Source organism: Nocardiopsis sp. CA-288880 (assembly GCF_050955985.1).
GTDB lineage: Bacteria > Actinomycetota > Actinomycetes > Streptosporangiales > Streptosporangiaceae > Nocardiopsis > Nocardiopsis tropica.
Genome location: NZ_CP192105.1, coordinates 1,063,776 through 1,089,925 on the forward strand (window position 1 = coordinate 1,063,776; position 26,150 = coordinate 1,089,925).

25 protein-coding genes are annotated in these 26,150 nt (G+C 73.2%); 19 read left to right on the top strand and 6 right to left on the bottom strand.

Annotated elements, in window-relative coordinates; genetic code table 11:
• Nucleotides 1–141 precede the first annotated feature (141 nt).
• Nucleotides 142–690, bottom strand: a complete 549-nt coding sequence (locus ACQPYD_RS04750; RefSeq protein ID WP_433699933.1) for an EF-hand domain-containing protein — start codon at nucleotides 688–690, stop codon at nucleotides 142–144.
• A gap of 251 nt (nucleotides 691–941) precedes the next feature.
• Here ACQPYD_RS04750 and ACQPYD_RS04755 point away from each other — a divergent pair, with 251 nt between their 5' ends.
• From ACQPYD_RS04755 to nudC, 9 genes are all read left to right on the top strand, one after another.
• Nucleotides 942–1,727 (top strand): GntR family transcriptional regulator, encoded by a 786-nt coding sequence (locus ACQPYD_RS04755; protein ID WP_267948248.1) that lies wholly within the window; start codon nucleotides 942–944, stop codon nucleotides 1,725–1,727.
• A 365-nt stretch (nucleotides 1,728–2,092) separates the two neighbouring features.
• Nucleotides 2,093–3,208: a TIGR03364 family FAD-dependent oxidoreductase gene (locus ACQPYD_RS04760; RefSeq protein ID WP_433701957.1), complete on the top strand. Its 1,116-nt coding sequence runs from the start codon at nucleotides 2,093–2,095 to the stop codon at nucleotides 3,206–3,208.
• 53 nt (nucleotides 3,209–3,261) lie between these two features.
• On the top strand, nucleotides 3,262–3,897 hold the full coding sequence (locus ACQPYD_RS04765; RefSeq protein ID WP_433701958.1) for a phosphonatase-like hydrolase: 636 nt from the start codon (nucleotides 3,262–3,264) through the stop codon (nucleotides 3,895–3,897).
• Nucleotides 3,898–3,900: 3 nt separating this feature from the next.
• Nucleotides 3,901–4,956 (top strand): ABC transporter ATP-binding protein, encoded by a 1,056-nt coding sequence (locus tag ACQPYD_RS04770; RefSeq protein WP_433699934.1) that lies wholly within the window; start codon nucleotides 3,901–3,903, stop codon nucleotides 4,954–4,956.
• Nucleotides 4,953–5,888 (top strand): 2-aminoethylphosphonate ABC transporter permease subunit, encoded by a 936-nt coding sequence (locus ACQPYD_RS04775; RefSeq protein ID WP_433699935.1) that lies wholly within the window; start codon nucleotides 4,953–4,955, stop codon nucleotides 5,886–5,888. The genes ACQPYD_RS04770 and ACQPYD_RS04775 overlap by 4 nt, the downstream gene beginning before the upstream one ends.
• Complete coding sequence (locus ACQPYD_RS04780) at nucleotides 5,875–6,672, top strand: ABC transporter permease (protein WP_433699936.1); 798 nt, start codon at nucleotides 5,875–5,877, stop codon at nucleotides 6,670–6,672. Before ACQPYD_RS04775 ends, ACQPYD_RS04780 begins: the two co-directional genes overlap by 14 nt.
• An 82-nt stretch (nucleotides 6,673–6,754) precedes the next feature.
• Nucleotides 6,755–7,801 carry a 2-aminoethylphosphonate ABC transporter substrate-binding protein gene (locus tag ACQPYD_RS04785; protein ID WP_433699937.1) on the top strand — a complete coding sequence of 349 codons (1,047 nt, stop codon included), beginning with the start codon at nucleotides 6,755–6,757 and terminating at the stop codon, nucleotides 7,799–7,801.
• Nucleotides 7,802–7,986: 185 nt separating this feature from the next.
• Nucleotides 7,987–9,369, top strand: a complete 1,383-nt coding sequence (locus tag ACQPYD_RS04790) for a dipeptidase (protein WP_433699938.1) — start codon at nucleotides 7,987–7,989, stop codon at nucleotides 9,367–9,369.
• Nucleotides 9,370–9,503: 134 nt separating this feature from the next.
• Nucleotides 9,504–10,454 (top strand): NAD(+) diphosphatase, encoded by a 951-nt coding sequence (gene nudC / locus ACQPYD_RS04795; RefSeq protein WP_433699939.1) that lies wholly within the window; start codon nucleotides 9,504–9,506, stop codon nucleotides 10,452–10,454.
• A gap of 277 nt (nucleotides 10,455–10,731) precedes the next feature.
• Here nudC and ACQPYD_RS04800 read toward each other — a convergent pair whose 3' ends face one another.
• Entirely contained in the window at nucleotides 10,732–11,187 is a 456-nt protein-coding gene (locus tag ACQPYD_RS04800; protein WP_330161767.1) for an ANTAR domain-containing response regulator, read from the bottom strand.
• A gap of 152 nt (nucleotides 11,188–11,339) precedes the next feature.
• Complete coding sequence (locus ACQPYD_RS04805; RefSeq protein ID WP_267950259.1) at nucleotides 11,340–11,600, bottom strand: mycoredoxin; 261 nt, start codon at nucleotides 11,598–11,600, stop codon at nucleotides 11,340–11,342.
• Nucleotides 11,601–11,866: 266 nt separating this feature from the next.
• On the opposite strand from ACQPYD_RS04805, the gene ACQPYD_RS04810 reads away from it, so the two are divergent.
• The 6 genes from ACQPYD_RS04810 to ACQPYD_RS04835 all read left to right on the top strand — a co-directional run bounded on the left by ACQPYD_RS04810 (nucleotide 11,867) and on the right by ACQPYD_RS04835 (nucleotide 17,139).
• Complete coding sequence (locus ACQPYD_RS04810; protein ID WP_433699940.1) at nucleotides 11,867–13,993, top strand: ATP-dependent DNA helicase UvrD2; 2,127 nt, start codon at nucleotides 11,867–11,869, stop codon at nucleotides 13,991–13,993.
• The gene (gene tesB / locus ACQPYD_RS04815; RefSeq protein ID WP_433699941.1) at nucleotides 13,986–14,894 is read left to right on the top strand and encodes an acyl-CoA thioesterase II; all 909 of its coding nucleotides are present in this window, start codon (nucleotides 13,986–13,988) and stop codon (nucleotides 14,892–14,894) included. The genes ACQPYD_RS04810 and tesB overlap by 8 nt, the downstream gene beginning before the upstream one ends.
• A 280-nt stretch (nucleotides 14,895–15,174) precedes the next feature.
• Nucleotides 15,175–15,543, top strand: a complete 369-nt coding sequence (locus ACQPYD_RS04820; RefSeq protein WP_433699942.1) for a hypothetical protein — start codon at nucleotides 15,175–15,177, stop codon at nucleotides 15,541–15,543.
• A 205-nt stretch (nucleotides 15,544–15,748) separates the two neighbouring features.
• Nucleotides 15,749–16,027: a WhiB family transcriptional regulator gene (locus ACQPYD_RS04825; protein ID WP_267948260.1), complete on the top strand. Its 279-nt coding sequence runs from the start codon at nucleotides 15,749–15,751 to the stop codon at nucleotides 16,025–16,027.
• Between the two features lie 54 nt (nucleotides 16,028–16,081).
• Nucleotides 16,082–16,243 carry a hypothetical protein gene (locus ACQPYD_RS04830; RefSeq protein WP_330160711.1) on the top strand — a complete coding sequence of 54 codons (162 nt, stop codon included), beginning with the start codon at nucleotides 16,082–16,084 and terminating at the stop codon, nucleotides 16,241–16,243.
• A gap of 314 nt (nucleotides 16,244–16,557) precedes the next feature.
• Nucleotides 16,558–17,139, top strand: a complete 582-nt coding sequence (locus tag ACQPYD_RS04835; RefSeq protein ID WP_433699943.1) for a M48 metallopeptidase family protein — start codon at nucleotides 16,558–16,560, stop codon at nucleotides 17,137–17,139.
• Nucleotides 17,140–17,201: 62 nt separating this feature from the next.
• On the opposite strand, the gene ACQPYD_RS04840 is transcribed toward ACQPYD_RS04835, so the two are convergent.
• Nucleotides 17,202–17,774, bottom strand: coding sequence for an NUDIX hydrolase (locus tag ACQPYD_RS04840; RefSeq protein WP_433699944.1), 573 nt, complete (start codon nucleotides 17,772–17,774; stop codon nucleotides 17,202–17,204).
• Nucleotides 17,775–19,223 (bottom strand): zinc-dependent metalloprotease, encoded by a 1,449-nt coding sequence (locus ACQPYD_RS04845; protein WP_433699945.1) that lies wholly within the window; start codon nucleotides 19,221–19,223, stop codon nucleotides 17,775–17,777.
• Nucleotides 19,224–19,345: 122 nt separating this feature from the next.
• Here ACQPYD_RS04845 and ACQPYD_RS04850 point away from each other — a divergent pair, with 122 nt between their 5' ends.
• The 3 genes from ACQPYD_RS04850 to ACQPYD_RS04860 all read left to right on the top strand — a co-directional run bounded on the left by ACQPYD_RS04850 (nucleotide 19,346) and on the right by ACQPYD_RS04860 (nucleotide 22,184).
• Nucleotides 19,346–20,413 carry an NAD-dependent epimerase/dehydratase family protein gene (locus ACQPYD_RS04850; protein WP_433699946.1) on the top strand — a complete coding sequence of 356 codons (1,068 nt, stop codon included), beginning with the start codon at nucleotides 19,346–19,348 and terminating at the stop codon, nucleotides 20,411–20,413.
• An 89-nt stretch (nucleotides 20,414–20,502) separates the two neighbouring features.
• Nucleotides 20,503–20,946 (top strand): molybdenum cofactor biosynthesis protein MoaE, encoded by a 444-nt coding sequence (locus tag ACQPYD_RS04855; RefSeq protein ID WP_433699947.1) that lies wholly within the window; start codon nucleotides 20,503–20,505, stop codon nucleotides 20,944–20,946.
• Nucleotides 20,947–21,122: 176 nt separating this feature from the next.
• Nucleotides 21,123–22,184, top strand: a complete 1,062-nt coding sequence (locus ACQPYD_RS04860) for a YlbL family protein (RefSeq protein ID WP_433699948.1) — start codon at nucleotides 21,123–21,125, stop codon at nucleotides 22,182–22,184.
• A 144-nt stretch (nucleotides 22,185–22,328) separates the two neighbouring features.
• Here the strand turns inward: ACQPYD_RS04860 and ACQPYD_RS04865 are convergent, their stop codons facing one another.
• Nucleotides 22,329–22,847 (bottom strand): PPA1309 family protein, encoded by a 519-nt coding sequence (locus ACQPYD_RS04865; RefSeq protein ID WP_433699949.1) that lies wholly within the window; start codon nucleotides 22,845–22,847, stop codon nucleotides 22,329–22,331.
• A gap of 296 nt (nucleotides 22,848–23,143) precedes the next feature.
• Between ACQPYD_RS04865 and ACQPYD_RS04870 the strand changes: the two genes are divergently transcribed.
• A complete protein-coding gene (locus tag ACQPYD_RS04870) occupies nucleotides 23,144–26,095 on the top strand; it encodes a UPF0182 family protein (protein ID WP_433701959.1) in 2,952 nt (983 codons plus the stop codon).
• Nucleotides 26,096–26,150 lie beyond the last annotated feature (55 nt).

The following is a 26,150-nucleotide window of genomic DNA, read 5'->3' on the forward strand; positions in this document are numbered from 1 at the left end:
GTCGCCCGTGGCCGGCCCCCGCGCGCGGGGGAGGACGACCGACAAGGACTCCGCGGGGACCCAGGTCGCGCCGCCACCCCCGCGTGCGGGGGGAGGACCGGGCGGCGGCGCACCGCGCCCGGTCCGGGGCCGCGGCGGTCCTCAGACCACGCCGAAGACGAACCCGCCCGGCGAGCGCGTGTCGTCGCCGAAGAGGTACTCGCGGGACGACAGGACGAACTCCTCGCGGTTGATGAACCCGTCACCGTTGGGGTCGAGGACGGCGAACCGGTCCGCGGCGTCCGCCGTCTCCGCCCCGAGGACCTGCGCGTAGTGGAGGAACTCGGCCGCGCTGACGCGGTCGTCGCCGTCGGTGTCGAGGAGGTCGAAGACGGCCTCGGCCACGCCCTCCGTCATGTTGAACCGGCTCCGGTCCTCGGCGGCGGCGTGCATGGCCCGGACGAACCGCTCCCGGTCCAGGCGCGCGGCGTCGGCGCCCGAGTGGCGCAGCAGCTCCAGCCAGAGCATCTGGTAGGACGCGTGGACGGCCTGGGCCTTGCGCTCCTGCCGGTCCAGGCCGTAGCCCTCGATGTAGCGTTCGACCAGGCGCTCGTAGTCCGCCCAGGTCACGGAGCTGTCGTGGTCGGAGTCGAGGGCGTCGAAGAGGCGGCTGAACCTCACAGCGGTCGCCTCGGCGGGGGTGGTGCTCACGTGCGTCCTCTCGTCGTGGGGCGGGCCCTTCCCGCCCCGTGCTCCTCTGAGTCTCCCGCGCCCGGAAAGGTTCCGCCGCCGGTCCGCGCCCCTCCGCCGCCGGGGGCGCCGGTGCGACGCGCGTCCGGTCGGACGGGGGCGCGGCAGGGGTCCCGCGCGTCCGCCACCGGACCGCGGACCGCGGGACCCGGTGCGGCTACGTCCGCGAACGTCCCCCGGCGTTGCCGGGGCGTTCACCGGCGTGCGGGACAATGTCCCGCGTGTCGAGCCCAGGAATCCCCCAGGACAGCAGTGCACCGGTGCGCGCGGGCGTGCCCGAGCACGGGCGGGTCCCCAAGTACTACGCGGTGCGGATACTGCTGACGGAGCTGGTGTCCGAGCTGGCCGAGGGGCAGGCGCTGCCCACCGAGCGGGAGCTGGCCGAGCGCTTCGGCGCGGCCCGGGAGACGGTCCGGCAGGCCCTGCGCGACCTGCTGCTGGAGGGCAGGCTGCGCCGTCTCGGGCGCGGCACCGTGGCCGCGGGCCCCAAGCTGGAGCAGCCGCTGTCCCTGGCCAGCTACACCGAGGGCGTGCGCCGCCAGGGCCGGAGGCCGGGGCGGTCCCTGATCGACCTGCGCAGCTGGCCGTGCCCGCCCCGGCTCGCGGAGGAGCTCCGCCTGGCGGTCGGCGAACCGGTCTGGCACATGGAGCGGGTGCTGCTGGCCGACGACGAGCGGGTGGGCCTGGAGTCCACCTACATCGCGGTGTCCCGCGCCCCCCGCCTGGACGTCGAGTTCGACCCGGACTCGACGTTCTACGGCTACCTGCGGGAGAGGCTGGGCATCGCGTTCGCCGACGCGGACGAGCGGCTGGAGACGGTGCTGGCGGCACCGCGTGAGGCGCTCCTGGTGGGGACCCCCCCGGCGCTGCCGATGCTGCTCATCCACCGGGTGTCGCGCGACGGGGAGGGACGGCCCTTCGAGCGTGTGCGCTCGCTGTACCGGGGCGACCGCTTCAGCTTCACCACCCGCCTGTCCGGGGACGGGCGGGACTCCTAGCGGACCGACCGGAACCGTAGCCGGTGGGACGTGAGGGGTTCTGACCTGGATGATCTTGTACTTATAGACGTTCTCGGCGCCCAACCTCGCTATAGGTACAAGATCACGGCGGAGGGGGCGGGGCTGCGGCCCTTTCCGGTCAACGCGCCGGGCCGTGTTCCGCGGGGCGGCCTGTTCTGCGGGGCGGCCTGGCCCGCGGGGCCGCCCTCCCCGCACGCCCCGACCCGGTCGTCCGGCGGTCGACAGGTCCCTTTTTTGTCACTGTTTGATAACGGGTCTAGTCCATAGTTCGACCGCGGTTCACCGGGAGGTCCCCACCGCGCTCGGTGCGCTCCATCCGCGCCCCCGAACCTCGAACCATGAGAGTGATCATCGTCGGTGCCGGAGTACTCGGCACCATGCACGCCTGGCAGGCCGTCTCCCGGGGACACGAGGTCGTCCACCTCGAACGCGAGGAGGCCGCCCGGGGGGCCTCCGTCCGCAACTTCGGCCTGGTCTGGGTCGGCGGGCGCGCTCCCGGCGCCGAACTGGAGTCCGCGCGTCGCGCACGCGTCCTGTGGGAGGAGATCGCCGCACGGGTTCCCGGCCTGGGCTTCCGCCCCTCCGGCTCCCTCACGGTCGCCACCACGGAGCAGGAGCTGGCCGTCGCCGAGGCCGCGGCCGGGGCCCCCGACGCGGAGGAGCGCGGCTACCGGCTCCTCGACGCCGCCCGGGTCCGGGAGGTCAACCCCGCCCTGCGCGGCGACGTCCTCGGCGCCCTCTGGTGCCGCAGCGACGCCCAGGTGGAGCCCCGCACCGCCCAGGCCGCCCTCCAGGGGGAACTGGCCCGCAGCGGCCGCTACACGCTCGTCACCGGGTGCGAGGTCCGCGACCTCGCGGGCCCCGGCGCCGTCCGCGACGACCGCGGCCGGATCCACCGCGGCGACGCCGTGGTCCTGTGCACCGGCGCCTGGCTCGGCGGACTCGTCCGCGAACTCGCCCCCGACCTGCCGGTCCGCCGCGTCCGCCTCCAGATGGCCCAGACCGCGCCCCTCGGCGAGACCCTCACCACCTCCGTCGCCGACGGCGACAGCTTCCGCTACTACCCGGCCTACCGGGGGCCCGCCCTGGACGCGCTCAACGACGGCCAGCCCCAGGCGGCCGTCGCCGACCGCCACCGCATGCAGCTCCTGATGGTCCAGCGTGCCGACGGCTCCCTGACCGTGGGCGACACCCACGAGTACGACGCCCCGTTCTCCTTCGACACGGAGGAGGACCCCTACGAACACCTCGCTGAGGTCGCCGGCCGCCTCCTCGGCCGCCCGCTGCCTCCGTTCCGCCGCCGCTGGGCGGGCGTCTACGCCCAGTGCACCGACCCCTCCCGGGTCGTGCACCGCGCCTCCGTCGGGCCCGACGCCTGGCTGGTCACCGGGCCCGGCGGGCGCGGCATGACCTGCTCGCCCGCCATCGCCGAGACGACCGCCGACGAACTGGACTGGTGACCGTGAACCGTACAGCCGCAACCCGCACGCCCGTGGAACTCGTCGTCCTCGACATGGCGGGGACCACCGTCGCCGACGACGGGCTCGTGGAGCGGGCCTTCGCCGCCGCGCTGCCCGAGCACACCGCCGAGGCCGCCGACCACGTGCGCGCCACCATGGGCGAATCCAAGATCTCGGTCTTCCGCCACCTCACGGGCGGTGACGAGGAGCGCGCCCAGGAGGCCAACCGGGCCTTCGAGCGCGCCTACGCCCGGCTCGTCGACCAGGGCCTCTGCGCGCCCCTGCCCGGAGCCGAGGACACCCTGCGCCGCCTCCGCGCCGAAGGCCGCACCACCGCACTGACCACGGGCTTCGCCCGTGACACCCAGGACAGGATCCTCCGGGCCCTGGGATGGGAGGACATCGCCGACCTCACCCTCTGCCCCGCCGACGCGGGCGGGCGGGGACGGCCCCACCCCGACATGGTGCTCACCGCCGCCCTGCGCGCGGGCGTCGGCTCGGTGGCCGCCGTCGCCGTCGTCGGCGACACCGCCTCCGACATCCGCAGCGGGCTGCGGGCCGGGGCCTCGGTCGTCGCCGGCGTCCGCACGGGAGCCCACGACGCGGAGACGCTCCTCGACGCCGGGGCCACGCACGTCCTGGACGGCGTCGCCGACCTGCCCGCGCTCCTCGCGGACCGGGAGGGCTGAGCCGTGGGCATCCGCTTCGACCACGTCAGCGTCGCCTACGGGGACACCGTGGTCCTCGACGACCTGGACCTGACCGTCGACCCCGGCGGTTTCACCGCCCTGCTCGGCCCCTCCGGCTCGGGCAAGACCACGGCCCTGCGAGCGGTGGCCGGGTTCGTCCGGCCCGCCTCCGGGCGCGTCCTGATCGGGGGGCGCGACGTCACCGACCTCCCGCCGTACGCCCGCGGGGTCGGCATGGTGGTGCAGAGCTACGCGCTCTTCCCGCACATGCGCGTCGACCAGAACGTCGCCTTCGGCCTGCGCGCCCAGGGCGTGCCCCGCCGGGAGGTCGCCGGGCGCGTCGAGGAGGCCCTCGGCATGACCGGGATGGCCGACTACGCGCGCCGCCACCCCCGCGAGCTGTCCGGCGGGCAGCAGCAGCGCGTGGCCATCTCCCGGGCCCTGGCCATCCGCCCCCGCGTGCTGCTCCTGGACGAGCCCCTGTCCGCCCTGGACGCGCAGCTGCGCTCGGACATGCTCGCCGAACTCGCCCGGCTGCACCGCGAACTGCCCGACGTCACGGTCCTCTACGTCACCCACGACCAGAGCGAGGCGCTGACCCTCGCCGACCGGGTCGCCGTGCTGGACCGCGCGCGCCTGCGCGAGCACGGAACGCCCCGCGAACTGTACGGGCGCCCCCGGGCCGCCTTCACCGCCCGGTTCGTCGGCGGGGCCAACCTGCTGCCCGCCCGCCTGACCGGGGGCCGCGTGCACTGCCTCGGCGCCGTCCTCGACGCCGATCCCGCCGACCTGCCCCCGGGCGCCTCGGACGGCGACGACCTCCGGGTGTGCCTGCGTCCGCACCGGGTCGCCCTGGGAGAGGCCGAGCACACCCTGGAGGGGGTGGTCTCCGACGTCCAGTGGCGCGGCTCCACCCACAGGGTCACCGCGCTCGTGGGCGGCCACCCGGTCACGGCGGAGCTGAGGGAGACCCCCTCCCCGCCCGAGCCCGGGAGCACGGTCACCCTCGGCTTCACCCGGCGGGACGCCGTCCTGCTCACCCCGGAGGAGGCGTCGTGACCGCGTACCCGGCCCCGACGGCGGACGCGCCGCCCGCGGCACACGCCCCGGAGCCCCCGGCGGACCCCGTGCCGGGGCGCGCCCCGCGACGGCTCCCCGTGTGGGTGTGGGCGGTGCCCCCGGTGGTGCTGCTCGCGGCGGTCTTCCTCTACCCGCTCGCCCTGGTCGCGGCGGAGTCCGTCGCCGCTCCCGGCGGCGGACTCACCCTCGCCCACCACGCCGACGTCCTGGGCTCCGAGTCGTTCCGGTCGGCGCTGGGCACCACCGTGTTCGTCGCGGTCGCCTCCACGGCGGGCTGCCTGGTGCTCGGGTTCCTGCTCGCCCTCGTCGTGGCGTTCGTGCCCTTCCCCGGAAGCGGCGCCACCGCCAGGTTCATCGACACCTACCTCTCCTTCCCGTCCTTCCTCATCACCCTGGCGCTCCTGTTCGTCTACGGCACCGTGGGCATGGCCAACGGGATGTGGACCGACCTGACCGGCGCCGAGAGCGGGCCCTTCCGGTTCCTCGCCACGCCCTGGGGCGTGATCCTCGCCGAGATCACCTACTTCACGCCCTTCGTCATGCGGCCCCTGCTCGCCGCGTTCGGCCAGCTGGACACCGCGCAGCTGGAGGTCGCCTCGTCCCTGGGCGCCAGGCCCCTGCGGGTGGTGCGCGAGGTGATCCTGCCCGAGGCCCGGCCCGCCCTGGTCGCCGGCGGGGCGCTCGTCCTGGTGCTGTGCCTCAACGAGTTCGCGATCGTCCTGTTCACGGGGGCGAAGGACGTCGTCACCCTGCCCATGCTCGTGTACCAGGCGGCGATCCTCCAGTCCGACTACACGACGGCCTGCGTCGTCGCCACGGTCAACGCGGCCCTGTCGGTCTCCCTCTACCTCGTCTACCGGGCGGCCACCGCCCGCCTGAGCTCCGCCGGAGGCCGCCGTGCTCGTGCATGACCGCTTCGCCCGCTGGACGGTGTGGGGGCTCTTCGCCGCCCTGGTGCTGCCGCTGTTCCTGCTGCCGCTGGGCGTGATCGCCGCCGCGGCCTTCTCCACCAGCTGGAGCGGCGTCCTGCCCTCCGGCCCCACCCTCGACAACTTCGCGGGCGTCACACGCGGCGGGACCCTGGAGGCGCTGCGGGTCAGCGCCGTCACCGCCGCCGCGGCCAGCCTGCTGGCCCTCACCGCCGGGACCTGGGCGGCCCTGGTCGCGACCTCCCTGCGCCGACGGGGCCGCGCCGTCCTGGACGCGCTCTTCATGCTGCCCGTGGCGGTCCCGACGGTCGTGGTGGGCCTGGCGCTCCTGGTGGCGTTCAGCCGTCCGCCGGTCCTGCTCAACGGCACACAGGCCATCGTGGTCATCGCGCACACGGTGCTGGTCACCGCCTTCGCCTACCAGTCGGTCTCCGCGGCGCTCGACCGCCTCGACCCGGTGTACTCCCAGGTCGCGGCCTCCCTCGGCGCCAAGCCGGCGCGGGTCCTGCTCCAGGTCCGACTGCCGCTGCTGCTGCCCGCGCTCGGCGCCGCCGCGGGCCTGTGCTTCGCCCTGTCCATGGGCGAGCTGAGCGCGACCATGATGCTCTACCCGCCGGACTGGATGCCGCTGCCGGTCCGGATCTTCGCCGCCACCGACCGGGGGGCCCTCTTCTCCGGCGCGGCCTCCGCCCTCGTCCTGATGGCCACCACCCTGCTCGTCCTCCTCCTGCTGTCCCGGGTCCGCACCCGGGCGTCGTTCCGCTGACCCGGCGCGGCGCCGACCCCGCCGCCCCGGCCCGTCATCCCCTTCCGTCCCTCCAGCTCCGACCGAACCGAGAGGCACCGCCATGACCACACGCATCCGGACGGCCGCCGCCACCGCGTCCGCCCTCGCCCTCGCCGCCGCCCTGGCCGCCTGCGCCCCCACCGAGGCCGCGGCCGACACCGTCACCGTCTACTCCGCCGACGGCCTGCGCAACGAGGAGGGCACGGGGTGGCTCGACCAGCTCTTCGCCGAGTTCGAGGAGGAGACCGGCCTCACCGTCCAGTACGTCGAGGGCGGCTCCGGGGAGATGGTCCAGCGCGCCGACCGCGAGAGCACCAACACCCAGGCCGACGTCATGATCACCCTGCCGCCCTTCATCCAGCAGGCCGACGGCCTCGGCCTCCTCCAGCCGTACGAGCCCGAGGGCGCCGAGAACGTCGACGTGAAGGACCCCGACGGCAAGTGGACCGCCGTCGTCAACAACTACTTCGCGTTCGTGTACAACACGAAGGAGCTGTCCGAGCCGCCGACCACCTGGGAGGACCTCCTCGCACCCGGGTTCGAGGGCCGCCTCCAGTACTCCACGCCCGGCGTCGCGGGGGACGGCACCGCGGTCGTGATCCAGGCGATGCACGACTTCGGGGGGCTGGAGCCCGCCATGGACTACCTCGGCGAGCTCCAGGCCAACAACGTCGGCCCCTCCTCCTCGACCGGGGCGCTCGGCCCGAAGGTCGACAAGGGGGAGCTCCTCGTCGCCAACGGCGACGTCCAGATGAACTACGCGCAGTCCCGCACCATGCCCAACCTCGGGATCTGGTTCCCGTCGAGGGAGGGCGGCGACCCCACCACCTTCGCCCTGCCCTACACCGCGGGGCTCCTGGAGGGCGCCCCCAACGCCGACAACGGCCGCGCCCTCATCGACTTCCTGCTGACCGAGGACGCCCAGCAGAGGGTGGCCCCCGTCGCGGGCGGCTTCCCGGCCCGCACCGACGTCGCCTCCGAGGGCGAGGACGCCCAGGCGCTGGAGGAGCTGATGGAGGGCGTGGAGGTCTTCGAGCCCGACTGGGACGACATCGACGCCCACCTCCCCGAGTACCTCGACGCCTGGCGCGAGGCCACGGGCGGCTGAGCCGGGGCGCCGGGGCCGGCGGGCCCTCCGGCCCCGCGCGCCGGGTCCGCCGGCCCGCCGCGTGCCGGGGCGGGCGTGACCGGGGCGGCCCCCGGCGGGCGCACCGTGCCGCCGGGGCGGGCGTGACCGGTTCGTCCAGGTTCTAGGCTCGTTCACGACAAGGACGTCTAGGAAAGGACGGGCAGATGGACGCGCGCGCCCACATCGAGGCCCACAGGGACGAGTTCCTCGCCTCGCTCGGGGAGTGGCTGGCGATCCCCTCGATCTCGGCGGACCCGGCGCACCACGACGACGTGCGGCGGTCCGCGCGGTGGCTCGCCGACCACCTCGCCGCGACCGGCTTCCCCACCGTCGAGGTGTGGGAGACCCCCGGCCTGCCCGCCGTGTTCGCGGAGTGGCCCGCGGCCGACCCCGGCGCCCCCACCGTGCTCGTCTACGGACACCACGACGTCCAGCCCGTCGATCCGGTGGAGGAGTGGGACACCGACCCGTTCACCCCGACCCGGCGCGGCGCCTCCCTGTTCGCGCGCGGGGCCTCCGACGACAAGGGCCAGGTGCTCTTCCACGCCCTCGGCGTGAGCGCCGCCCTGGCGGCCAGCGGGGCCGACGCGCCGCCGGTCACCGTCAAGCTGCTGGTGGAGGGCGAGGAGGAGTCCGGCTCGGTCCACTTCGCCGACCTGATGAAAGCCAACCGCGACCGCCTCTCCTGCGACGTCGCCGTCATCTCCGACACCACCATGTGGGCCGCCGACACCCCGTCCATGTGCGTGGGCATGCGCGGCGTCACCGACGTCGGGATCAACCTGTACGGCCCGGCCCGCGACCTGCACAGCGGCTCCTTCGGAGGGGCGGTCCCCAACCCCCTCAAGGCCATGAGCGACCTGCTGTCCGGCCTCCACGACGACGACGGCCGCGTCGCGGTCCCCGGGTTCTACGACGGGGTCGTCGAGGCGGACCCGGAGGAGCGGGCCCTCATCGCCAGGCTGCCCTTCGACGAGGGGGAGTGGCTGGAGACCGCCGCGTCCACCGCCACCTGGGGGGAGAAGGGCTACAGCACCCTGGAGCGGATCTGGCTGCGGCCGACCGCCGAGATCAACGGCATGTGGGGAGGGCACACCGGCGCGGGCGGCAAGACCATCGTGCCGCGCTCGGCGCACGCCAAGGTCAGCTTCCGGCTCGTGCCGGGCCAGGAGCCGCTGCACGTCCAGGACCGCGTGCGCGCGTACGTGGAGGCCAACACCCCCGCCGGGCTGCGGGCCGAACTGGAGTTCGGCGGTCCCGGCGTCCGCGCCTGCGCCTCGGACCTGTCCTCCGCCGCGCTCAAGGCGGCGCGCTCGGCCATGGAGCGGGCCTTCGGCACGCAGGTGCTGTTCACCCGCGAGGGCGGCAGCGGCCCCGAGGCCGACATCGCCGACATCCTCGACGCGCCCCTGGTGTTCGTCGCCGTCGGCCTGGACGAGGACCGCATCCACGCCCCGAACGAGAAGGTGGAGATCCCCCTCCTCCTCAAGGGCGCGGAGAGCATCGCCTACCTGTGGGAGGAACTGGGCTCCGCGAACCGGGCCTGAGGTCCCCTCCGCGCCCCGGAACACACGCGGTGGCCGCGTGTGTTCCGGGAACGGGCATGCACGGAGCCCCCCGGGGTGTTACCCCTGTATACGGGGGTCGTGCCAACGGCCCTCCCCGACCCCTGGAAGGACCCATGGACGCCGACGCGATCCCCTCACTGTCCCGCTCCACCGTCGACGCCGCCGGACACAGGCGCGTGGACGAGGAGTGGCTGGCCAAGGCGTGGGCGGACCCGGACTCCCAGGTCCTGGTGCTGGAGGGCGGAGACCCGGGCAGCCACGGCTGGCAGGCGCTCATGGCCAAGCAGTCCCGCGCGCTGGTCACCACCGGGGACACCCGCGAACTCGTGCTCACCGGCACCCGCGACGCGCCCGAGGGCGAGCGCTACCTGCTCGGCTCCGAGGGCGACCGCGCCTACTTCGCCGTGTGCTCCCCGCGGGAGCTGCTCGCCACCCCCGTCGCGGAGCCGGCGTCCCTGCGCGAGGTCGGCGCGGTCCTCGACGACCGCGACACGGGCCTCCTGACCCGCGCCGTGGCCCTCGCCAACTGGAACGCCACCCACCGCTTCTGCCCCCGCTGCGGGGCGCGCACCACCCCGGCCGCGTCCGGCCACGTGCGCGTGTGCGAGGAGGAGGGCACCGAGCAGTACCCCCGGATGGACCCCGCGGTGATCATGCTCGTGCACCGGGACCGGGGCGGCGACGAGGAGGTGCTGCTCGGCAACAACCCCCACTGGGACGCCCGGCGCTTCTCCGTGCTGGCCGGGTTCGTGGACGCGGGGGAGTCGCTGGAGCAGGCCGTCGTCCGGGAGGTGGCCGAGGAGGCGGGCGTGGTGGTCGAACGGCCGCGCTACCTCTCCTCGCAGCCGTGGCCCTTCCCCCGGAGCCTGATGATGGGCTACACCGCGCGGGCCGTCGGGGAGACCGAGCGCACCGACGACGAGATCGCCGTCACCCGCTGGTTCACCCGCTCCGAGCTGGCCGAGGCGGTGCGCACCGGTGAGGTCCTGCTGCCCGGCAGGGTGTCGATCGCCCGCACCCTCATCGAGCACTGGTACGGGGCGGAGCTGCCCGGGGGCTGGTGACCGGTGCGCCCCGCCGTGCCCGGTCGGGCGGAGGGGCCTCCTCGGAGCACGGCTCCACGGCGTCGGCGAGGCGGTCGTCCACAGGCGGGCGGAGGGGCCTGTGCCTCCCGCGGGCGGCGCCTACCCTGGAGGGGAGAGGCCGGGACCCCGGGGCCGGGCCGGCCGGTCACGCGACGCGGCCGTCGGGGCGGGGCGGCCGCGCACGCCCCCCCGCGCGCCTTCGCGCGCGGGGCGCCGCGCACCGCCGCCGCCTCCGGTCGCCGGACACCCCGACCCCTCAGCCGGAGCCGGGGGAGGTGTTCAACTCGTCGGGGAGCGAGGTGAGAGGGCTCGTGCTGCTCTCCACCACGTCCCGTGCCAGGTCGGCCACCTTCCGTCCCCGCGAGCGGGCGGACGAGCGCAGCCGCTCGAACGCCTCCCGCGGCGCCATCGTGTGCCGCTCCGCCAGGACCCCGATCGCCTGCTCCACGACCACGCGCGAGTGCAGCGCGTGCTCCAGCTGCGCGATGGTGTGCCGCAGCCGTTCGACCTCGGAGGCCCCCTCGGGGGCCCGGCCGGGCGCCTGCGACCGCGGGCGGCCGGTCCCCGACTCACCGGTCAGCAGGTCCGCGAGGACCATCGCGCTGACCAGGTCGGGCACCTCCTGTCCGCTGCCCACGCGCCACCCGTTCGGGGTGCGGCGCACCACGCCGGTGTCCACCGTGTCGGCGACCGCTATGTCATGAGACCTCATGTCGTCCCCCAACTCAACACTCCCCGTCGTCCTCGTCCGAGCCCTGGTAGCGCCCGAGCGCCGTCGGAGGAGTCCCGTCGTCGGTCACGATCGGGGCCCATGACACGGAACGCGGTCACACCCCGGGGTGCGACCGCGGCACGCGTACCGTCCTACGACAGCTCGGCCAGCTTCTTCTTCACCTGAGCGAGCGACGGGTTCGTCATCGCCGACCCGTCGCTGAAGACCAGCGTCGGCACCGTCTGGTTGCCGCCGTTGACCTTCATGACGAGGTCGGCGGCCTCCGGGTGCTCCTCGATGTTCACCTCACCGCCGGTGATCCCCTCGCGGGAGAGCTGGCTCTTGAGCCGCTTGCAGTACCCGCACCAGGGGGTGGTGTACATCGTGAACTGTTCGGTCGCCGTACTCGTCATCTCGCTCACGTCCTTCTGCCTACGATCGCTGGTATTTCGTCCGGTCCAACATCTCAACACCGAGTGGTCCGGCCCGCTTCCCGCGACCGTGCGACACAACGTGGGACGCCTCACAGGCCCAACTGGTTCTGGAATGTGTCATTCCGCTCGATCGGGGCAGAGTGCCGATCCGCTCGCCGCCACAACCGATACTTGAGAGACTGTGCCCCCGGACATCATCCCCGTCCCCGCACCCGAACAGCCGCCCCGACCACAGCAGGAGCACCATGGACCCCGACCGCGTCCTGGAGGGACTGGACCCGGAGCAGACCGAGGCGGCGCGTGCGCTGCGCGGCCCCGTGTGCATCCTGGCCGGCGCCGGAACAGGGAAGACCCGGGCCATCACCCACCGGATCGCCCACGCGGTCTCCAGCGGGGTGGTCTCCGAGCAGCAGGTGCTCGCGGTCACCTTCACCGCGCGCGCCGCCGGTGAGATGCGCGGGCGGCTGCGCGGGCTCGGAGCCCCCCGCGTGCAGGCCCGCACCTTCCACGCCGCCGCCCTGCGGCAGCTGTCGTTCTTCTGGCCGCAGGTCATCGGCGGCGAGAAGCCCACCCTGATCGAGAGCAAGCTCCAGGCGGTCGCCCGCGCCGCCAACTCCGTGGGCGTGCAGCCCGACCGCACCGGGCTGCGCGACCTGGCCAGCGAGATCGAGTGGGCCAAGGTCACCCAGGTGCGGCCCACCGACTACGAGAAGACGGTCGCCAAGACGAGCCGCCAGGCCCCCATGCCCCCCGGCGAGATCGCCCGGGTCTTCGAGGCCTACGAGGCGCTGTGCCGCGAGCGCAACCTGCTCGACTTCGAGTCCATGCTCGAGCTCACCGCCGGGATGATCAACGAGTACCCGGCCATCGCCCAGCGCGTGCGGGACCAGTACCGCTACTTCGTCGTCGACGAGTTCCAGGACGTCAACCCGCTCCAGAAGCTCCTCCTCGACGCCTGGCTGGGCGACCGCGACGACCTGTGCGTGGTCGGCGACCCGAGCCAGACCATCTACTCGTTCGCGGGCGCCACCCCGGGCTACCTCACCGGGTTCGCCGCGCGCTACCCCCACGCCACCGTGGTCCGGCTGGTCCGCGACTACCGCTCCACGCCGCAGGTGGTGCGGGTCGCCAACCACGTCATCGCCCAGGCCCGCGGCACCACCTCGGCCGGCCACCTGACCCTGCAGGCGCAGCGGCCCGACGGGCCCGACCCCATGTACCAGGAGTACGAGGACGAGCCGGCCGAGGCCACCGGGGTCGCCCGCAAGATCGGCGTCCTCCTGGAGAACGGGACGCCCGCCGGCGAGATCGCGATCCTGGTGCGCACCAACTCGCAGTCGGCCGCCTACGAGCAGGCGCTGGCCGACGAGGGCGTGCCGTTCACGGTGCGCGGCACCAAACGGTTCTTCGAGCGGCCCGAGATCAAGCAGGCCGTGCACACCCTGCGCGGCGCCCGGCACGAGGCCGCGGGGGAGGCCCCCGAGCCCCTGGTGCACACGGTCCGGCAGCTGCTCGGCCGGCTCGGGCTGACCGAGCAGGCGCCCGAGGGCCGCCAGGCCCGCGAGCGCTGGGAGTCGCTCGCGGCGCTCGCCCAGCTCGCGGAGGACATGGCCGCCAAGCCCGCCCCCGACGGCCGCGCGGTCACCATGGCCGACCTCGTGGACGAGCTGGAGGTGCGCATGGCCACCGAGCACGCGCCCGGCTTCGAGGGCGTCACCCTCGCCTCCCTGCACTCGGCCAAGGGCCTGGAGTGGGACGCCGTCTTCCTGGTCGGCCTCACCGAGGGCATGATGCCGATCATCTACGCGGAGACCGACGAGCAGGTGGAGGAGGAGCGCCGCCTGTTCTACGTGGGGGTCACCCGCGCCCGCGAGCACCTGGCGATGTCCTGGTCGCTGGCGCGTTCGCCCGGCGGGCGCAAGAGCCGCAAGCCCTCCCGGTTCCTGGACGGGCTCCGGCCCGCCTCGCCGTCCACGGCCTCCAGGCGCGCCGAACGCCGCAAGGGCGGCGTGGCCCGCTGCCGCGTGTGCGGGAACGCCCTGGGGGAGACCGCCGAGCGCAAGCTGGGGCGCTGCCTCGACTGCCCGTCCAGCTACGACGAGGCCCTGCTGGAGCGGTTGCGCGACTGGCGCCGCGCCAACGCGCAGGAGCAGAAGGTCCCCGCCTACGTCGTCTTCACCGACGCCACCCTCCAGGCCATCGCCGAGCAGGAGCCCTCGAGCGTCTCCCAGCTCTCCGCCGTGTCCGGGGTGGGCGCCGTCAAGCTCGATCGCTACGGTGAGGCGGTACTCGCGCTGGTCTCGGGCGCGGAGCCGGCGGACGTCATGGGCGGCCCGGCCGGCGACAACGGGGAGGAAGCAGCGGATGACTGAGAGCGCCGACGCGCAGACGCGGGGCCAGTCCCTGGAGGGTCTGCTGGCCGTCCTCGACCTGGAGCAGATCGAGGTGAACATCTTCCGGGGGAGCAGTCCCGCGGAGGGTCCGCAGCGCGTCTTCGGCGGACTGGTCGCGGGCCAGGCGCTGGTCGCGGCGGGGCGCACCGTTCCCACGGAGCGCCACGTGCACTCCCTCCACGCGTACTTCATACGCCCCGGGGACCCCGAGGTGCCGATCGTCTACGAGGTGGACCGGGTCCGCGACGGCCGCTCCTTCACCACGCGCAGGGTGGTGGCCGTCCAGCACGGAAAGCCGATATTCACCCTGTCGGCCTCCTTCCACAAGGAGGAGCCCGGGCTCGACCACCAGATCCCGATGCCCGACGTGCCGCCGCCTGAGGACCTCCCGAGCGCGCGCGAGCGCCTGCAGGCCGCCTTCGGCAAGGTGCCGGGGTTCGTGCGCTGGCACCCCATCGAACTGCGCCCGGTGGGTCCGCTGTCCTTCGAGGCCGAACGCGACCCGCGGCTGCGGACCGCCACCAACCCGGTGTGGCTCAAGGTGGACGGCAAGCTGCCCGACGACCGCCTCACCCAGGTGTGCCTGATGACCTACGCCTCGGACATGACCCTGCTGGACACGGTCCTGCTCAGGCACGGCCGCTCGTTCGCGGGCATCTCCATGGCCAGCCTCGACCACGCGATGTGGTTCCACCGGCCCTTCCGCGCCGACGAGTGGCTGCTCTACGCGCAGGAGGCCCCCAGCGCGCAGGGCGCCCGGGGCCTCGCCCGGGGGCTCGTGTACACGCGCGACGGCCGGCTCGTCTGCTCCGTCGTCCAGGAGGGGCTGATCCGCGTCGTGGACGCCGAGGGCTGGTCCGACGCGCTTCCGGGTTCCTGACACCGCGGAACGGCCGTGCGCGGGCCCCGCTCCCGACCGGGGGGCGGGGCCCGCGCCGTCCCCCGGACCCCTCGGGCAACGGCCCCGCGGGGCCGTCCGGTAACGCTCCCGGGGCCCGCGCAATTCCCCGCCCCCCGTGGCCGGATGCGGACGTTTTCCCTGGTCAAAAATAGGTTGCCGTCTTCGCCGGGCACCCCATAGTCTGTACTCCGTCGCAATGACCGCGCCAGGCGCAGGTGGAAGACCCTGCCGCCCGACTCAGAAGGAGGTGCCCCATCAAATGACGAACTCCACGCAGACCACCGGATTCATCGCTGGCTTCGCCGTGTCGTCCCGTCAGCAGTCCCTGACGGCTGTCCTGGGCACCGCCGAGAGCGGTCACGCGGGCGTCCTCGCCGGATTCGGCGAGTTCATCACCACCGGTGTCGGTCACGGCGCCAAGGACCACCGCGACGGGTGGGGGACCTCCTCGTCCCACGGCCTGTCGATGGTGTCCCCGGTCGTCCCGACCGGTGTCGGCAACGGCAGTGGTGTGCCCGCCGACCATGAGCTCGCCCTTGATCGAGGCAAGCGCATGACGGAACACGCTGAAGCTACCCGGCGCCTCTATGGCGCATCGGGGGAGTGTCCACGGAGGATTCCGGCCTAGAGCTACACGGGCCGAGAGTTTCGACCGTGGCCGCGGACCCCGACACAGGGGCCGCGGCTTTCTTTGTATCTCCGTCCGATCCCCGTCCCCCAGGGACGAGGGAAGAGGACGGCGGCATCGCAAGTCCAGGTCCCTCACCGGACCGGTTCCGGTGACCATCACCGACCGCGTTGTACGAAACGATCAAAGATCTTGGAGGGCACCGATGCTTGCGTCGGTCCTGGAGACGCCCTGGATGGGCGACACCGAAGTTCCCTGCCGCCTCGAGCCCGACCTGTTCTTCGCCGAGGCGCCCGCCGACGTCGAGGCCGCGAAGGCCGTCTGCGGCGCCTGTCCCGTGAGGGAGCAGTGCCTGACGGATGCCCTGGAACGGCGTGAGCCGTGGGGTGTGTGGGGCGGGCAGCTGCTCGTCTCCGGTCAGGTCGTGGCGCGCAAGCGCCCGAGGGGCCGCCCCCGGAAGAACCCCGCCCCGGTCGCGGCCTGACGCCTCGCCCGGACTCCACCCGCAACCCCGAGAACTCCCGAAGGACGAAGACAGATGATGTTGATGGAACTCCTGCGCCTTGCCGAACAGAGCGACGTCGAGACCCGTGAGATGCAGAGCAGAAGGCTCACGGCCCGCGTGATGCGCGCCCGCCAGCGGGAGGAGCGCCGTGCCGAACAGGCACTCATGGATCTCGCGTGGTCACGCCTGTGTTGACCCGCGGCGGTACGGCGGGATGACGGGGCGCTGAGCGTCCCCTGGTGATCACGGATCCGGTCGGAGGCCGGGCGGGACCCCGGGAGGGGCAACCGTCCGGTCTCTTTTGTGTATCGATCTGGAGAAGGAGGGGCTTCGGGGGTCCCGACTGTGTGCTCCCGGACGAAGCCCGGACCGTGCTGGTCAGGGCAGAACGCGCGACGGGACCGTGATTTCCGGCGGGATCCCGCGTTCCGGGGATCGTGGGAAATCAATGACATAACAGGACAAGTCATATCTGTGCGGAAGCTCTCCTCTCGGCTACCGTAAAGTTCGTGCCCTCGAACACCAAAGTCGAGGTACGACGCAGTCCTCGTCGCCGACGCACGGTGTCGGCCTACAGGGACGGGGACACCACGGTCGTCCTCGTGCCCGCGACGTTCTCCCGCGCAGAGGAAAAGCGCTGGGTGGGCCGCATGCTGCAACGGCTGGAGGCCCGGGAGGGGCGCCGGCACCCCGGCGACACCGAACTCCGCGACCGGGCGCTGGAACTGGCCCGCCGCTACCTCGGCGGCGCCGAACTCCCCGACAGCGTCCGCTGGGTCGACAACCAGAACGCGCGCTGGGGCTCGTGCACCCCCGACACCCGTACGATCCGCATCTCCCGCCGCCTCGCCGGGATGCCGTCCTGGGTGGTCGACTACGTCCTCGTCCACGAGCTGGCGCACCTGTCCATCCCCCACCACGGACGGGAATTCTGGGCCCTGGTCCGCCGCTATCCCCGGGCCGAACGCGCGCGCGGGTACCTGGAGGGGTTCAGTGCCGCCTCGCGGGCCGAGGCCTGCGACCACGACGAGGACGGGGAGGAGGACGAGGTGGAGGAACTGGGCATCGCCGAGGTCGCCCTGGAGGAGTAGCCCCCGCGGTCCTGCCGGAGGCGGCCGGGGCGCGGCGCCGGAGCGCCCGGATGCCCGCGGACTCAGGCGTCCGCGGCCCTCGCGGCGCCGCGGTACGCGGCCACCGCCCCGGCGGCGGCGCGCACCAGGTCGCGCACGGAGTCGTCGGTGGGCTCCGGCAGGTCGCCGACAGGGAACCAGCCCAGGTCGGCCGACTCGTCGGGGTCGCACACCAGCACGGAATCCGCCGGGGCGACCGCCGCGTACTGCACGTCCAGGTGGAAGCTGCCCCCGCCGCAGGGCACCCGGTGCCGGTCCAGCCGGACCGGGGAGGGGAGGAGCGTCACGTCCCGCAGGCCCGACTCCTCGACGGCCTCCCGGAGGGCGGCCGCCCCCAGTGTCGTGTCGTCCGGCTCGCAGTGGCCCCCGGTCTGCAACCACATCCGGTGGATCCGGTGCAGGGTGAGGACCACCCGCGAGCCGTCGGCGGAGACGATGGCGGCGCTCGCCGTCACGTGGCCCGGCAGACAGGTGCGCCACATGCCGTCCGGGTGCCCGTCCAGGTGCTCCACGTAGGAGCGGCGCAGCTCCTCCTGCCGGGCGTCGGGCGCGGTCCACGCGCCCAGCACCGCCCTGGCGTCGTCGTGCAGTGACACCTACGAGTCCTTCCCGCGGGTGTCGTCCCCGTCGTCCTCGGAGCCGTCCGCCTCCGGGGCGCCCCCGCGGTCGGGCCCCGCCCCCGGCGCGTCGCCCGTCAGCGAGGAGATGTCGAAGTCGGCGCCGCCGAAGTCCCCGCCGCCGCTGACGAAAGCGTCCGGGTCGTCCAGGTCCTCGCCGGTCGGCATCAGGTCGGGATGCTGCCACACGGCGTCCCGCCCCTCGATCCCGCGCGCCTCCTCCAGGGCGGACCACAGGGCCGACGCCTCGCGCAGGCGGCGCGGGCGCAGTTCGAGGCCGACCAGCGCCGCGAAGGTGTGCTCCGCGGGACCGCCGGTCGCCCGTCGGCGGCGGGTGGCCTCGGAGAGCGCGTCCGACTGGGGCAGGCGCCCGGACACCGCCGACGACACCACGGTCGCCACCCAGCCCTCGATGAGGGCCAGGGTGGTCTCCAGGCGGCCCAGGGCCGCCTTCTGCTGAGGGGTGTCCTCGGGCTGGAGCAGGCTCTCGCCGCCCGCGCCGCCCAGGACCTCCTGGAGCGCCTCGGGGTTGGTGAGATCGATCTCCCCGAGCCGGTCCTCCAGGCCGCTGACGTCGAACGACATCCCGTCCGCGTACTCGCTGACGAGCCGGTACACGTGCGAGCGCAGCCACGGCACGTGGGCGTAGAGGCGGTGCACCGCGGCCTCGCGCGCGGCCAGGTACAGGCGCACCTCGTCGGCGGGGACCTGCAGGCCCTCGCTGAAGCGCTCGACCCCGCCCGGCAGGAGCGCGGCGTTGCCCTCCCCGGCCAGCGGAAGCCCGATGTCGGCGGTGCCGACGACCTCGCGGGACAGCTCGCCGACCGCCTGGCCGGCCTGGCGGCCGACCATCATGCTGCCCATCTGCTGGATCATGCCCAGCAGCGGGCCGGCCACGGACTGCATCTCCTCGGGCAGGTTCTGCCCCATGGAGCGCACGGTCCTGCTCGTCAGCGGGTCGCAGAGCTGGACCCACGACTCCATCGTCTTCTCGACCCACTCCGACCTGCTCCAGGCCTGGGCGGTCTGGACACCGGAAGGAAGGTCGGTAGCCTGGTCGAGCCACAGGTCAGCGAGGCGCAGGGCCTCCTCGACCTTGGCGTAGTCGGACACCGGCACGCTCGGGTCGCCCTCCTGGGCGACCGTCTGCCGTGCCACGTCCTTGGCCATCTCCCAGTTGACCCCGGACGACGGCGTGCTGCCGCCGCCCCCGGGGCCGGGACCGGGCTGTGCCGACATCATGTCGGCGAACTGGCGCAGCATGTTGGCCATCTGCTGCGGGTCGCCGAACGGAAATCCGTCCGGCGTTCCGGAGTCCCCTCCGCCCGGGCGGCCGCTGCCGGCACCCGAGCCGGAGTCGCCAGATCGGCGTCCGGACTCGTCATCGGGATCGTTCGGCATGCTGAAACCGAAAGGCAGGTCGCTCACATCAGACCTCAGGCAGGATTAGGTTTGGTCTCCACTGTCACGTTAGCTGGGAGTCGCCCGGAGTGAATACCGAAAGCAGCCAGGTTCGCCCAGAGCACAGCCGTTCCGGAGGAGCGGGCACGGTGGTCGCTGTCACCGGTGCCGCGTCCGGAGTGGGCCGGCTCCTCGTGCAACGCCTGGCCACGCCGGAAGGTTCCACGGCCCCCCGGGAGATCGTCGCGATCGACGAGCAGTTCGCCGACCTGCGCGGTGTGACATGGCGTATCGCCGACGTGTGCGACCCGGGACTGGTGTCCCGCCTCGACGGGGTCGACGTGCTCGTGCACACCGCCGACGACCGTTCCCTGGAGACCCGGCCGGCCCAGCGCCGGGCGCACAACATCCGCGCGGCCCAGACGGTGCTCACCGCCGCGGCCGCCTCGGGGGTGCCCCGTGTCATCCTCGTCACCAGCACCATGGTCTACGGCGCCGCCGCCGACAACCCCGTGCCGCTCCCGGAGAACGCCACCCGCGTCTCCGACAACAGCGACGGGCTGATGGGCGACTTCGCGGAGATCGAGGCCCTGGCCGAGCGCGCGCGCCGGGCCCACCCCAGCCTCGCGGTCACCGTGGTGAGGCCCGCCCCGCTCGTCGGCCCCGAGCTCGACACCCTGCTCAGCCGCCACTTCTCCGCCCCCCGCCTGCTCACCGTCAAGGGGCACAGGCAGCACTGGCAGTTCTGCCACGAGGACGACCTCGCCGACGCCCTGGCCTTCTGCGCCCTGCACGGGGTGGAGGGCTCCGACGGCGTCGTCGCCGTGGCGAGCGAGGGCTCCCTCACCCAGGAGGACGTGGAGGCCGTCGCCGGGATGAAGCACTTCGAGGTGCCCGCCAACCTGGCCTTCGGAGCGATACGGCGCCTCCACCAGGCCAGGATCACCCCCGCCGCGGAGGGGGAGCTCAAGTTCCTCGTCTACCCGTGCGTGGTGGACTGCGCCGCGCTGCGCGACGCGGGCTGGAAGCCCGGCCACGACAACGAGGCGGCCCTGAGGGCCCTCCTGGAGTCCAGGAGCGGCAAGCACGCCCTCGTGGGGCGCAGCCTGGGCCGCAAGGAGGTCACCATCACCGCGGCCGGGGCGGCCGGCGCCGCGGCGGCGGCCATAGGCACCGCCGCCGCCATCCGCCACCTGCGCAAACGCAAGGGCGGGTGAGGCCGGCGGTGCACGTACGGGCGCACACGTGCCCGGAACGCGCACTCCCGCCGCGACATGGGGGAACGTCCGATTGGTACGGTCGGACCGTGGAAGAGATCACTCTGGCGTCTGTACGCGACACCCCCCTGTCGGTGGACGAGGTGCTCGCCGCGGTGTCCGACCCGCGCGCGGGCGGCACCGCCGTGTTCATCGGGACCGTCCGCGACCACGACCACGGCCGCGACGTCGCGGCGCTGTCCTACACCGCGCACCCCACGGTGGAGGCCAAGCTGCGCTCCGTCATGGAGAAGGTCCTGGCGGACACGTCCGCGCCCGGCCGCCCGGTCGTGCGGATGGCCGCGACGCACCGCGTGGGCGACCTGGAGATCGGCGACCTCGCCGTGGTCGTGGCCGCCGCCGCCGAGCACCGGCAGGAGGCCTTCGCCGCCTGCCGCAGGCTCATCGACGACCTCAAGGCCGAGGTGCCCATCTGGAAGCAGCAGGCCTTCAGCGACGGCGACGGCGAGTGGGTGGGCGAGCCTCGGCCGTAGGCGGCGTTCCGCGGGCCGCTCCGGGTCCGCGGCGACCGGCGCGGGGGCCGGGCCCACCGCGGGCGTCCCCGGAACACGCCCCGGCGGCGCCCGGGTCCGGCCCGGACGGGCCGGGGCGGGGACGAGCGCACCGGGCCCTCCGTCGGCAATAAGCTGTGCGCATGGTTCGTCGTGTCATGACCCTTGTTGTCGCTCTCGCCCTTCTCGTCGGGCTCGGAGCAGGCAGCCTCCTCCTCCCGCTGCCCTACCTGGTGGCGGCCCCGGGCCTCACCGTGAACACGGTCGGGGAGACCGAGGAGGGGCCCGTGATCGAGATCGGCGGGGCCGAGAGCTACGAGCACGAGGGCTCCCTGTCGATGGTGACCGTCCAGTACGCGGGCGGGCCCCAGCACCGGCTCAACTTCTTCGGCGTCGTGACCGCGTGGCTCTCGCCCACCGAGGCGGTCCTCCCCGAGGAGCTGCTGTTCCCCGCGGGGCGCACGCCCGAGGAGGTCAGCGAGCGCCAGACCGTGCAGATGAACGACTCCCAGACCAGCGCCACGGCCGCCGCCCTCAACGAGCTCGGCATGGAGTACGAGGCGGTCCCCGTGGTCAACGGGACCGTCGAGGGCATGCCCGCGCACGGGGAGGTCGAGGAGGGCGACGTCATCCTCGCAGTGGACGGCACGGCCGTCCCCACCGTGAGCGGCGCCGGCTCCGAGGAGGCCGTCGGCAGTTCGGCGGTCGTGGACCGGGTCGGGGACCGGGAGCCCGGGGAACCGGTCGGGCTCACCCTGGAGCGCGACGGGGAGGCGGTCGACGTGGAGATCCCCACCGAGGAGGGCGAGGAGGGCGGCGCCGCGGTCGGCGTGCTCATCTCCGACCAGATGGACTTCCCCGTGGACGTGGACATCACGATCGGCGACATCGGCGGCCCCAGCGCGGGCATGATGTTCGCCCTCGGGATCATGGACCGGCTCAGCGAGGAGGGCCTCACCGGAGGCGTCGACGTCGCCGGGTCCGGAACCATCACCTCCGACGGCCGGGTCGGCGGCATCAGCGGCATCCCGCAGAAGATGGTCAGCGCCCAGCGCGCCGGCGCCGAGTACTTCTTCGTGGCCGCGGACAGCTGCTCCCAGGTCGCGCAGTCGGCCGCCTACGGCGAGCTGGACGTCGTGCGCGTCGAGACCCTCACGGACGCGGTCGACGCCCTGGAGACCATCCGCGGCGGCGGCGACGACCTCCCCCGCTGCGGGTAGGGGCCGCGGGCCGGGCACGGCCGGAGCCGCCCCGCGCCCCGGCCGGAACCCGGCCCTCCGCGGCCGGGCGGCGGACGGCAGAGCACGGGAGGCCCCCGCCGTCACGGCGGGGGCCTCCCGCACTCCCTCGCGGACCGGCCGGGGTCATTCCCCGTCCGGCTCCTCCAGGTCCAGGGTCAGCGCCAGGGCGGAGGTCAGCGCCGGGATCAGGTCGGCGCCGTTGAGCACTTCGGACTCGCTGTCGTGGCTGCGCATGCGCATCGCGCAGTGCCGCGAACCGTCCCGCATCACACCCGCGACCATGCGGATCTCCTCGGTCTCGCGGCCGGACGCGCTCGGGTCCTCGCCGGCGGCCAGGGTCTCGTCCGAACCCTTCACCACCAGGCGCTCCATGACCAGGGCGCACCCCGCCACGCCCTCGGGCCAGAGGATGCGCCCCAGCGCCTCCTCCAGGGGGAGGTCGTCGGGCAGCGGCTCCTGCTCGACCGGGGTCAACTCGTCGGGATCGGCAGGGGAGCCGATCCCCAGCAGATCGGCCAGCGCCGGCTCCGCCCGCAGCAGTTCGGCGGTCGGCACCAGGGCGTACAGCCCCAGCGGCCGGTCCCAGCCCTGCTCGGCGGTGTGGCGTTCGAGGTCCATGACGGCTTCGCGAATGTTCGACACGTTTCCATAGTGACCGATGTGGGAACCCCGCGGCTCCCGTTCCCGGACAGTAGGGTCGCAACGGGGCCTCCCGGATGCGACTCCGATACAGCAACGATGCAGCCTTGTCACCCGCGTGAGGGTGATTTCGGGAACCCGGCACCCACCATTTAAGTTTTCAGTAATAAGGCGCCACACGCGCACCGAACGCACCTACCAAGCCAGAACGAGGGGGAGGCGTGAGCTTCCGATCGCCCGGCGCACCACCTGCGCGTATGCCTCGCCGATCAAGGTTGCTCGCGCCAGTCGCGGCGACCGTGGTCGTCATCATCGCGGGGCTGATGCTCGCCGCGAACTTCTGGACCGACTACAAGTGGTTCAGCTCCGTCGGCTACACCTCGGTCTTCCTGACCGAGCTGTGGACCCGCGTGCTCCTGTTCGCCGTCGCCGGCCTGGTGATGGCCGTCATCGTCGGCGCCAGCGTCTACTTCGCGTACCGCTCCCGGCCGGGCATCCGGCCGATGAGCCTGGAGCAGCAGGGCCTGGACCGCTACCGGCAGTCCATCGACCCGCACCGCAAGCTCTTCTTCTGGATCGCCGTCGGGGCCCTGGCGCTCCTGGCCGGGGTCGCCGCCAGCGGTGACTGGCGCGCGTACCTCCAGTTCACGAACAGCACCGACTTCGGTGTGAACGACCCCGAGTTCGGGATGGACGTCGCGTTCTTCGCGTTCACCTACCCGTTCCTGCGCATCCTGCTCGGCTACCTGTACGCGGCCGTCATCCTGGCGTTCATCGCCGCGGTGATCGTGCACTACCTGTACGGCGGGGTCCGGCTCCAGAACGACACCGGACAGCGCGCCACCCCGGCCGCCCGCGTGCACCTCTCGGTGCTCCTGGGGCTCTTCGTGCTGCTGCGCGCGGGCTCCTACTGGCTGGACCGCTACGGGCTGGTCTTCTCCGAGCGCGGCTACACCTTCGGGGCGTCCTACACCGACGTCAACGCCGTCAAGACCGCGCTGATGATCCTCACCGTCATCTCGGTGATCTGCGCGGTGCTGTTCTTCGCGAACATCTACTTCAAGAACACCATGGTCCCCATGGCCAGCCTCGGGCTCCTGGTGCTGTCCGCCGTCCTGGTCGGCGTCGCCTACCCCGAGATCGTCCAGCGCTTCCAGGTCAACCCCAACGAGCAGCGCCTGGAGAGCCCGTACATCGAGCGCAACATCGAGTACACGCGCGACGCGTACGACATCGCGGACGCCGAGGTCGAGGCCTACGACGCCACCACCGAGCTCAGCGCGCAGGACCTGGTCGAGGAGTCCCAGGGCACCAAGGTGCGCCTGGCCGACCCCTCCGTGGTGTCCCAGACCTTCCAGCAGATGCAGCAGGTCCGCGGCTTCTACCAGTTCCCTGACGTCCTGGAGGTCGACCGCTACCCGGACGCCGAGGGCAACCTGATCGACACGATCGTGGCCGTCCGCGAGCTGGACGGTCCGCCCGACGACCAGGACAACTGGCTGAACCGGCACCTCATCTACACCCACGGCTACGGCATGGTCGCCGCCACCGGCAGCGACATCGACGCCGAGGGGCGCCCGGTCTTCACCGAGTACAACATCCCGCCGCGGGGCGAGCTGAGCGAGGTCACCGGCGAGTACCAGCCGCGGATCTACTACGGCCGCGAGGGCGCCGAGTACGTCATCGTCCAGGCCGAGGAGGAGTACGACTACCCCCTCGACTCGGAGGAGGACACCGCGGACGTCCCGACCCTGGACGACGCGGTCGACCCCGAGGTCAGCCCCGCCCCCGACGAGGCCCGGGCGCCGGGCGACGCGGACGCCCAGGAGAGCCCGGAGCCCACGAACGAGGACCCGCCCGCCGAGGGCGGCGACGGGACCGAGGGCACCGAGGAGGAGGCCGACCCCAGCGGTTCGCAGGCCTACAACCGCTACGACGGCAGCGGCGGCGTCCAGCTGAGCAACTTCTTCGACCGGATCCTGTACGCGATCAAGTACCAGGAACCGAACATCCTGCTCAACAGCGCCATCACCGGCGACTCGCGCATCCTCTACGAGCGCGACCCGCTGGACCGCGTGGAGAAGGTCGCCCCCTACCTCACCGTGGACAGCCGCCCCTACCCGGCGGTCGTCGACGGCAAGGTGGTCTGGATCGTCGACGCCTACACCACCTCCGACGGCTACCCGTACGCCAACCGGATCGACTTCACCCAGGCGGTGACCGACACGTTCACGGACGGGTCGGCGCAGCAGGTCGGCGCCCTGCCCGGCAACGAGGTCAACTACATCCGGAACTCGGTGAAGGCCACCGTCGACGCCTACGACGGGACCGTCACCCTGTACGCGTGGGACGAGGAGGACCCGGTCCTCCAGACCTGGATGGACTCCTTCCCGGGCACGGTGACGAGCCGGGACGAGATGAGCGAGGAGCTCATCGACCACGTCCGCTACCCGGACGACCTGTTCAAGGTGCAGCGCGAGATCATGCGCGAGTACCACGTCACGGACGCCGCGGCCTACTACGGCGGTCAGGACTTCTGGGCCGTGCCCAACGACCCGACCGGCGGTACCGAGGCCCCGGAGCCGCCCTACCGGCAGACGATCCAGTACCCGGGCGCCGAGGAGGCCAGCTTCTCGCTGACCAGCACGTTCGTTCCTCGCGGCCGTGAGAACCTGGCGGCCTTCATGGCGGTGGACAGCGATCCGCGCTCCGACGACTACGGGCAGCTGAAGCTGCTGGAGCTGCCGCGGAGCACGGTGATCTTCGGTCCGGGGCAGGTGCAGAACGCCTTCGACGCGGACGCCGACGTCCGGGAGGTCCTGCTGCCCCTGGAGCAGTCCAACGCCGAGGTGACGCGCGGCAACCTGCTCACCCTGCCGTTCGCGGGCGGCCTGCTCTACGTGGAGCCCCTCTACGTGCAGGCCGGCGGAGGCGGCAGCGCCTCCTTCCCGCTGCTCCAGCAGGTCATGGTCGGCTTCGGCGAGGAGGTCGCGATCGGCAGCAACCTGCCGGACGCGCTCAGCAACCTCTTCGAGGGCGCCGAGGGCACTCCCGAGGAGGCGCCCGAGGAGACCCCTGAGGAGAACGAGGCCGGTGGCGGTGGCGGCGGCGGTGGCGGTTCCGACCAGGAGCTCACCGACGCCCTCAACGAGGCCGTGGAGGCATGGGAGGAGGCCCAGGAGTCGAACGAGCAGGCGAACGACCGCCTGCGCGAGGCCCTGGAAGCCATCGAGGAGCAGATGAACGAGTAGGACCGGGTCCGCCCCCTTCCCGGGGGCGCACCGGCGGGGCGGGGCCTTCGGGTCC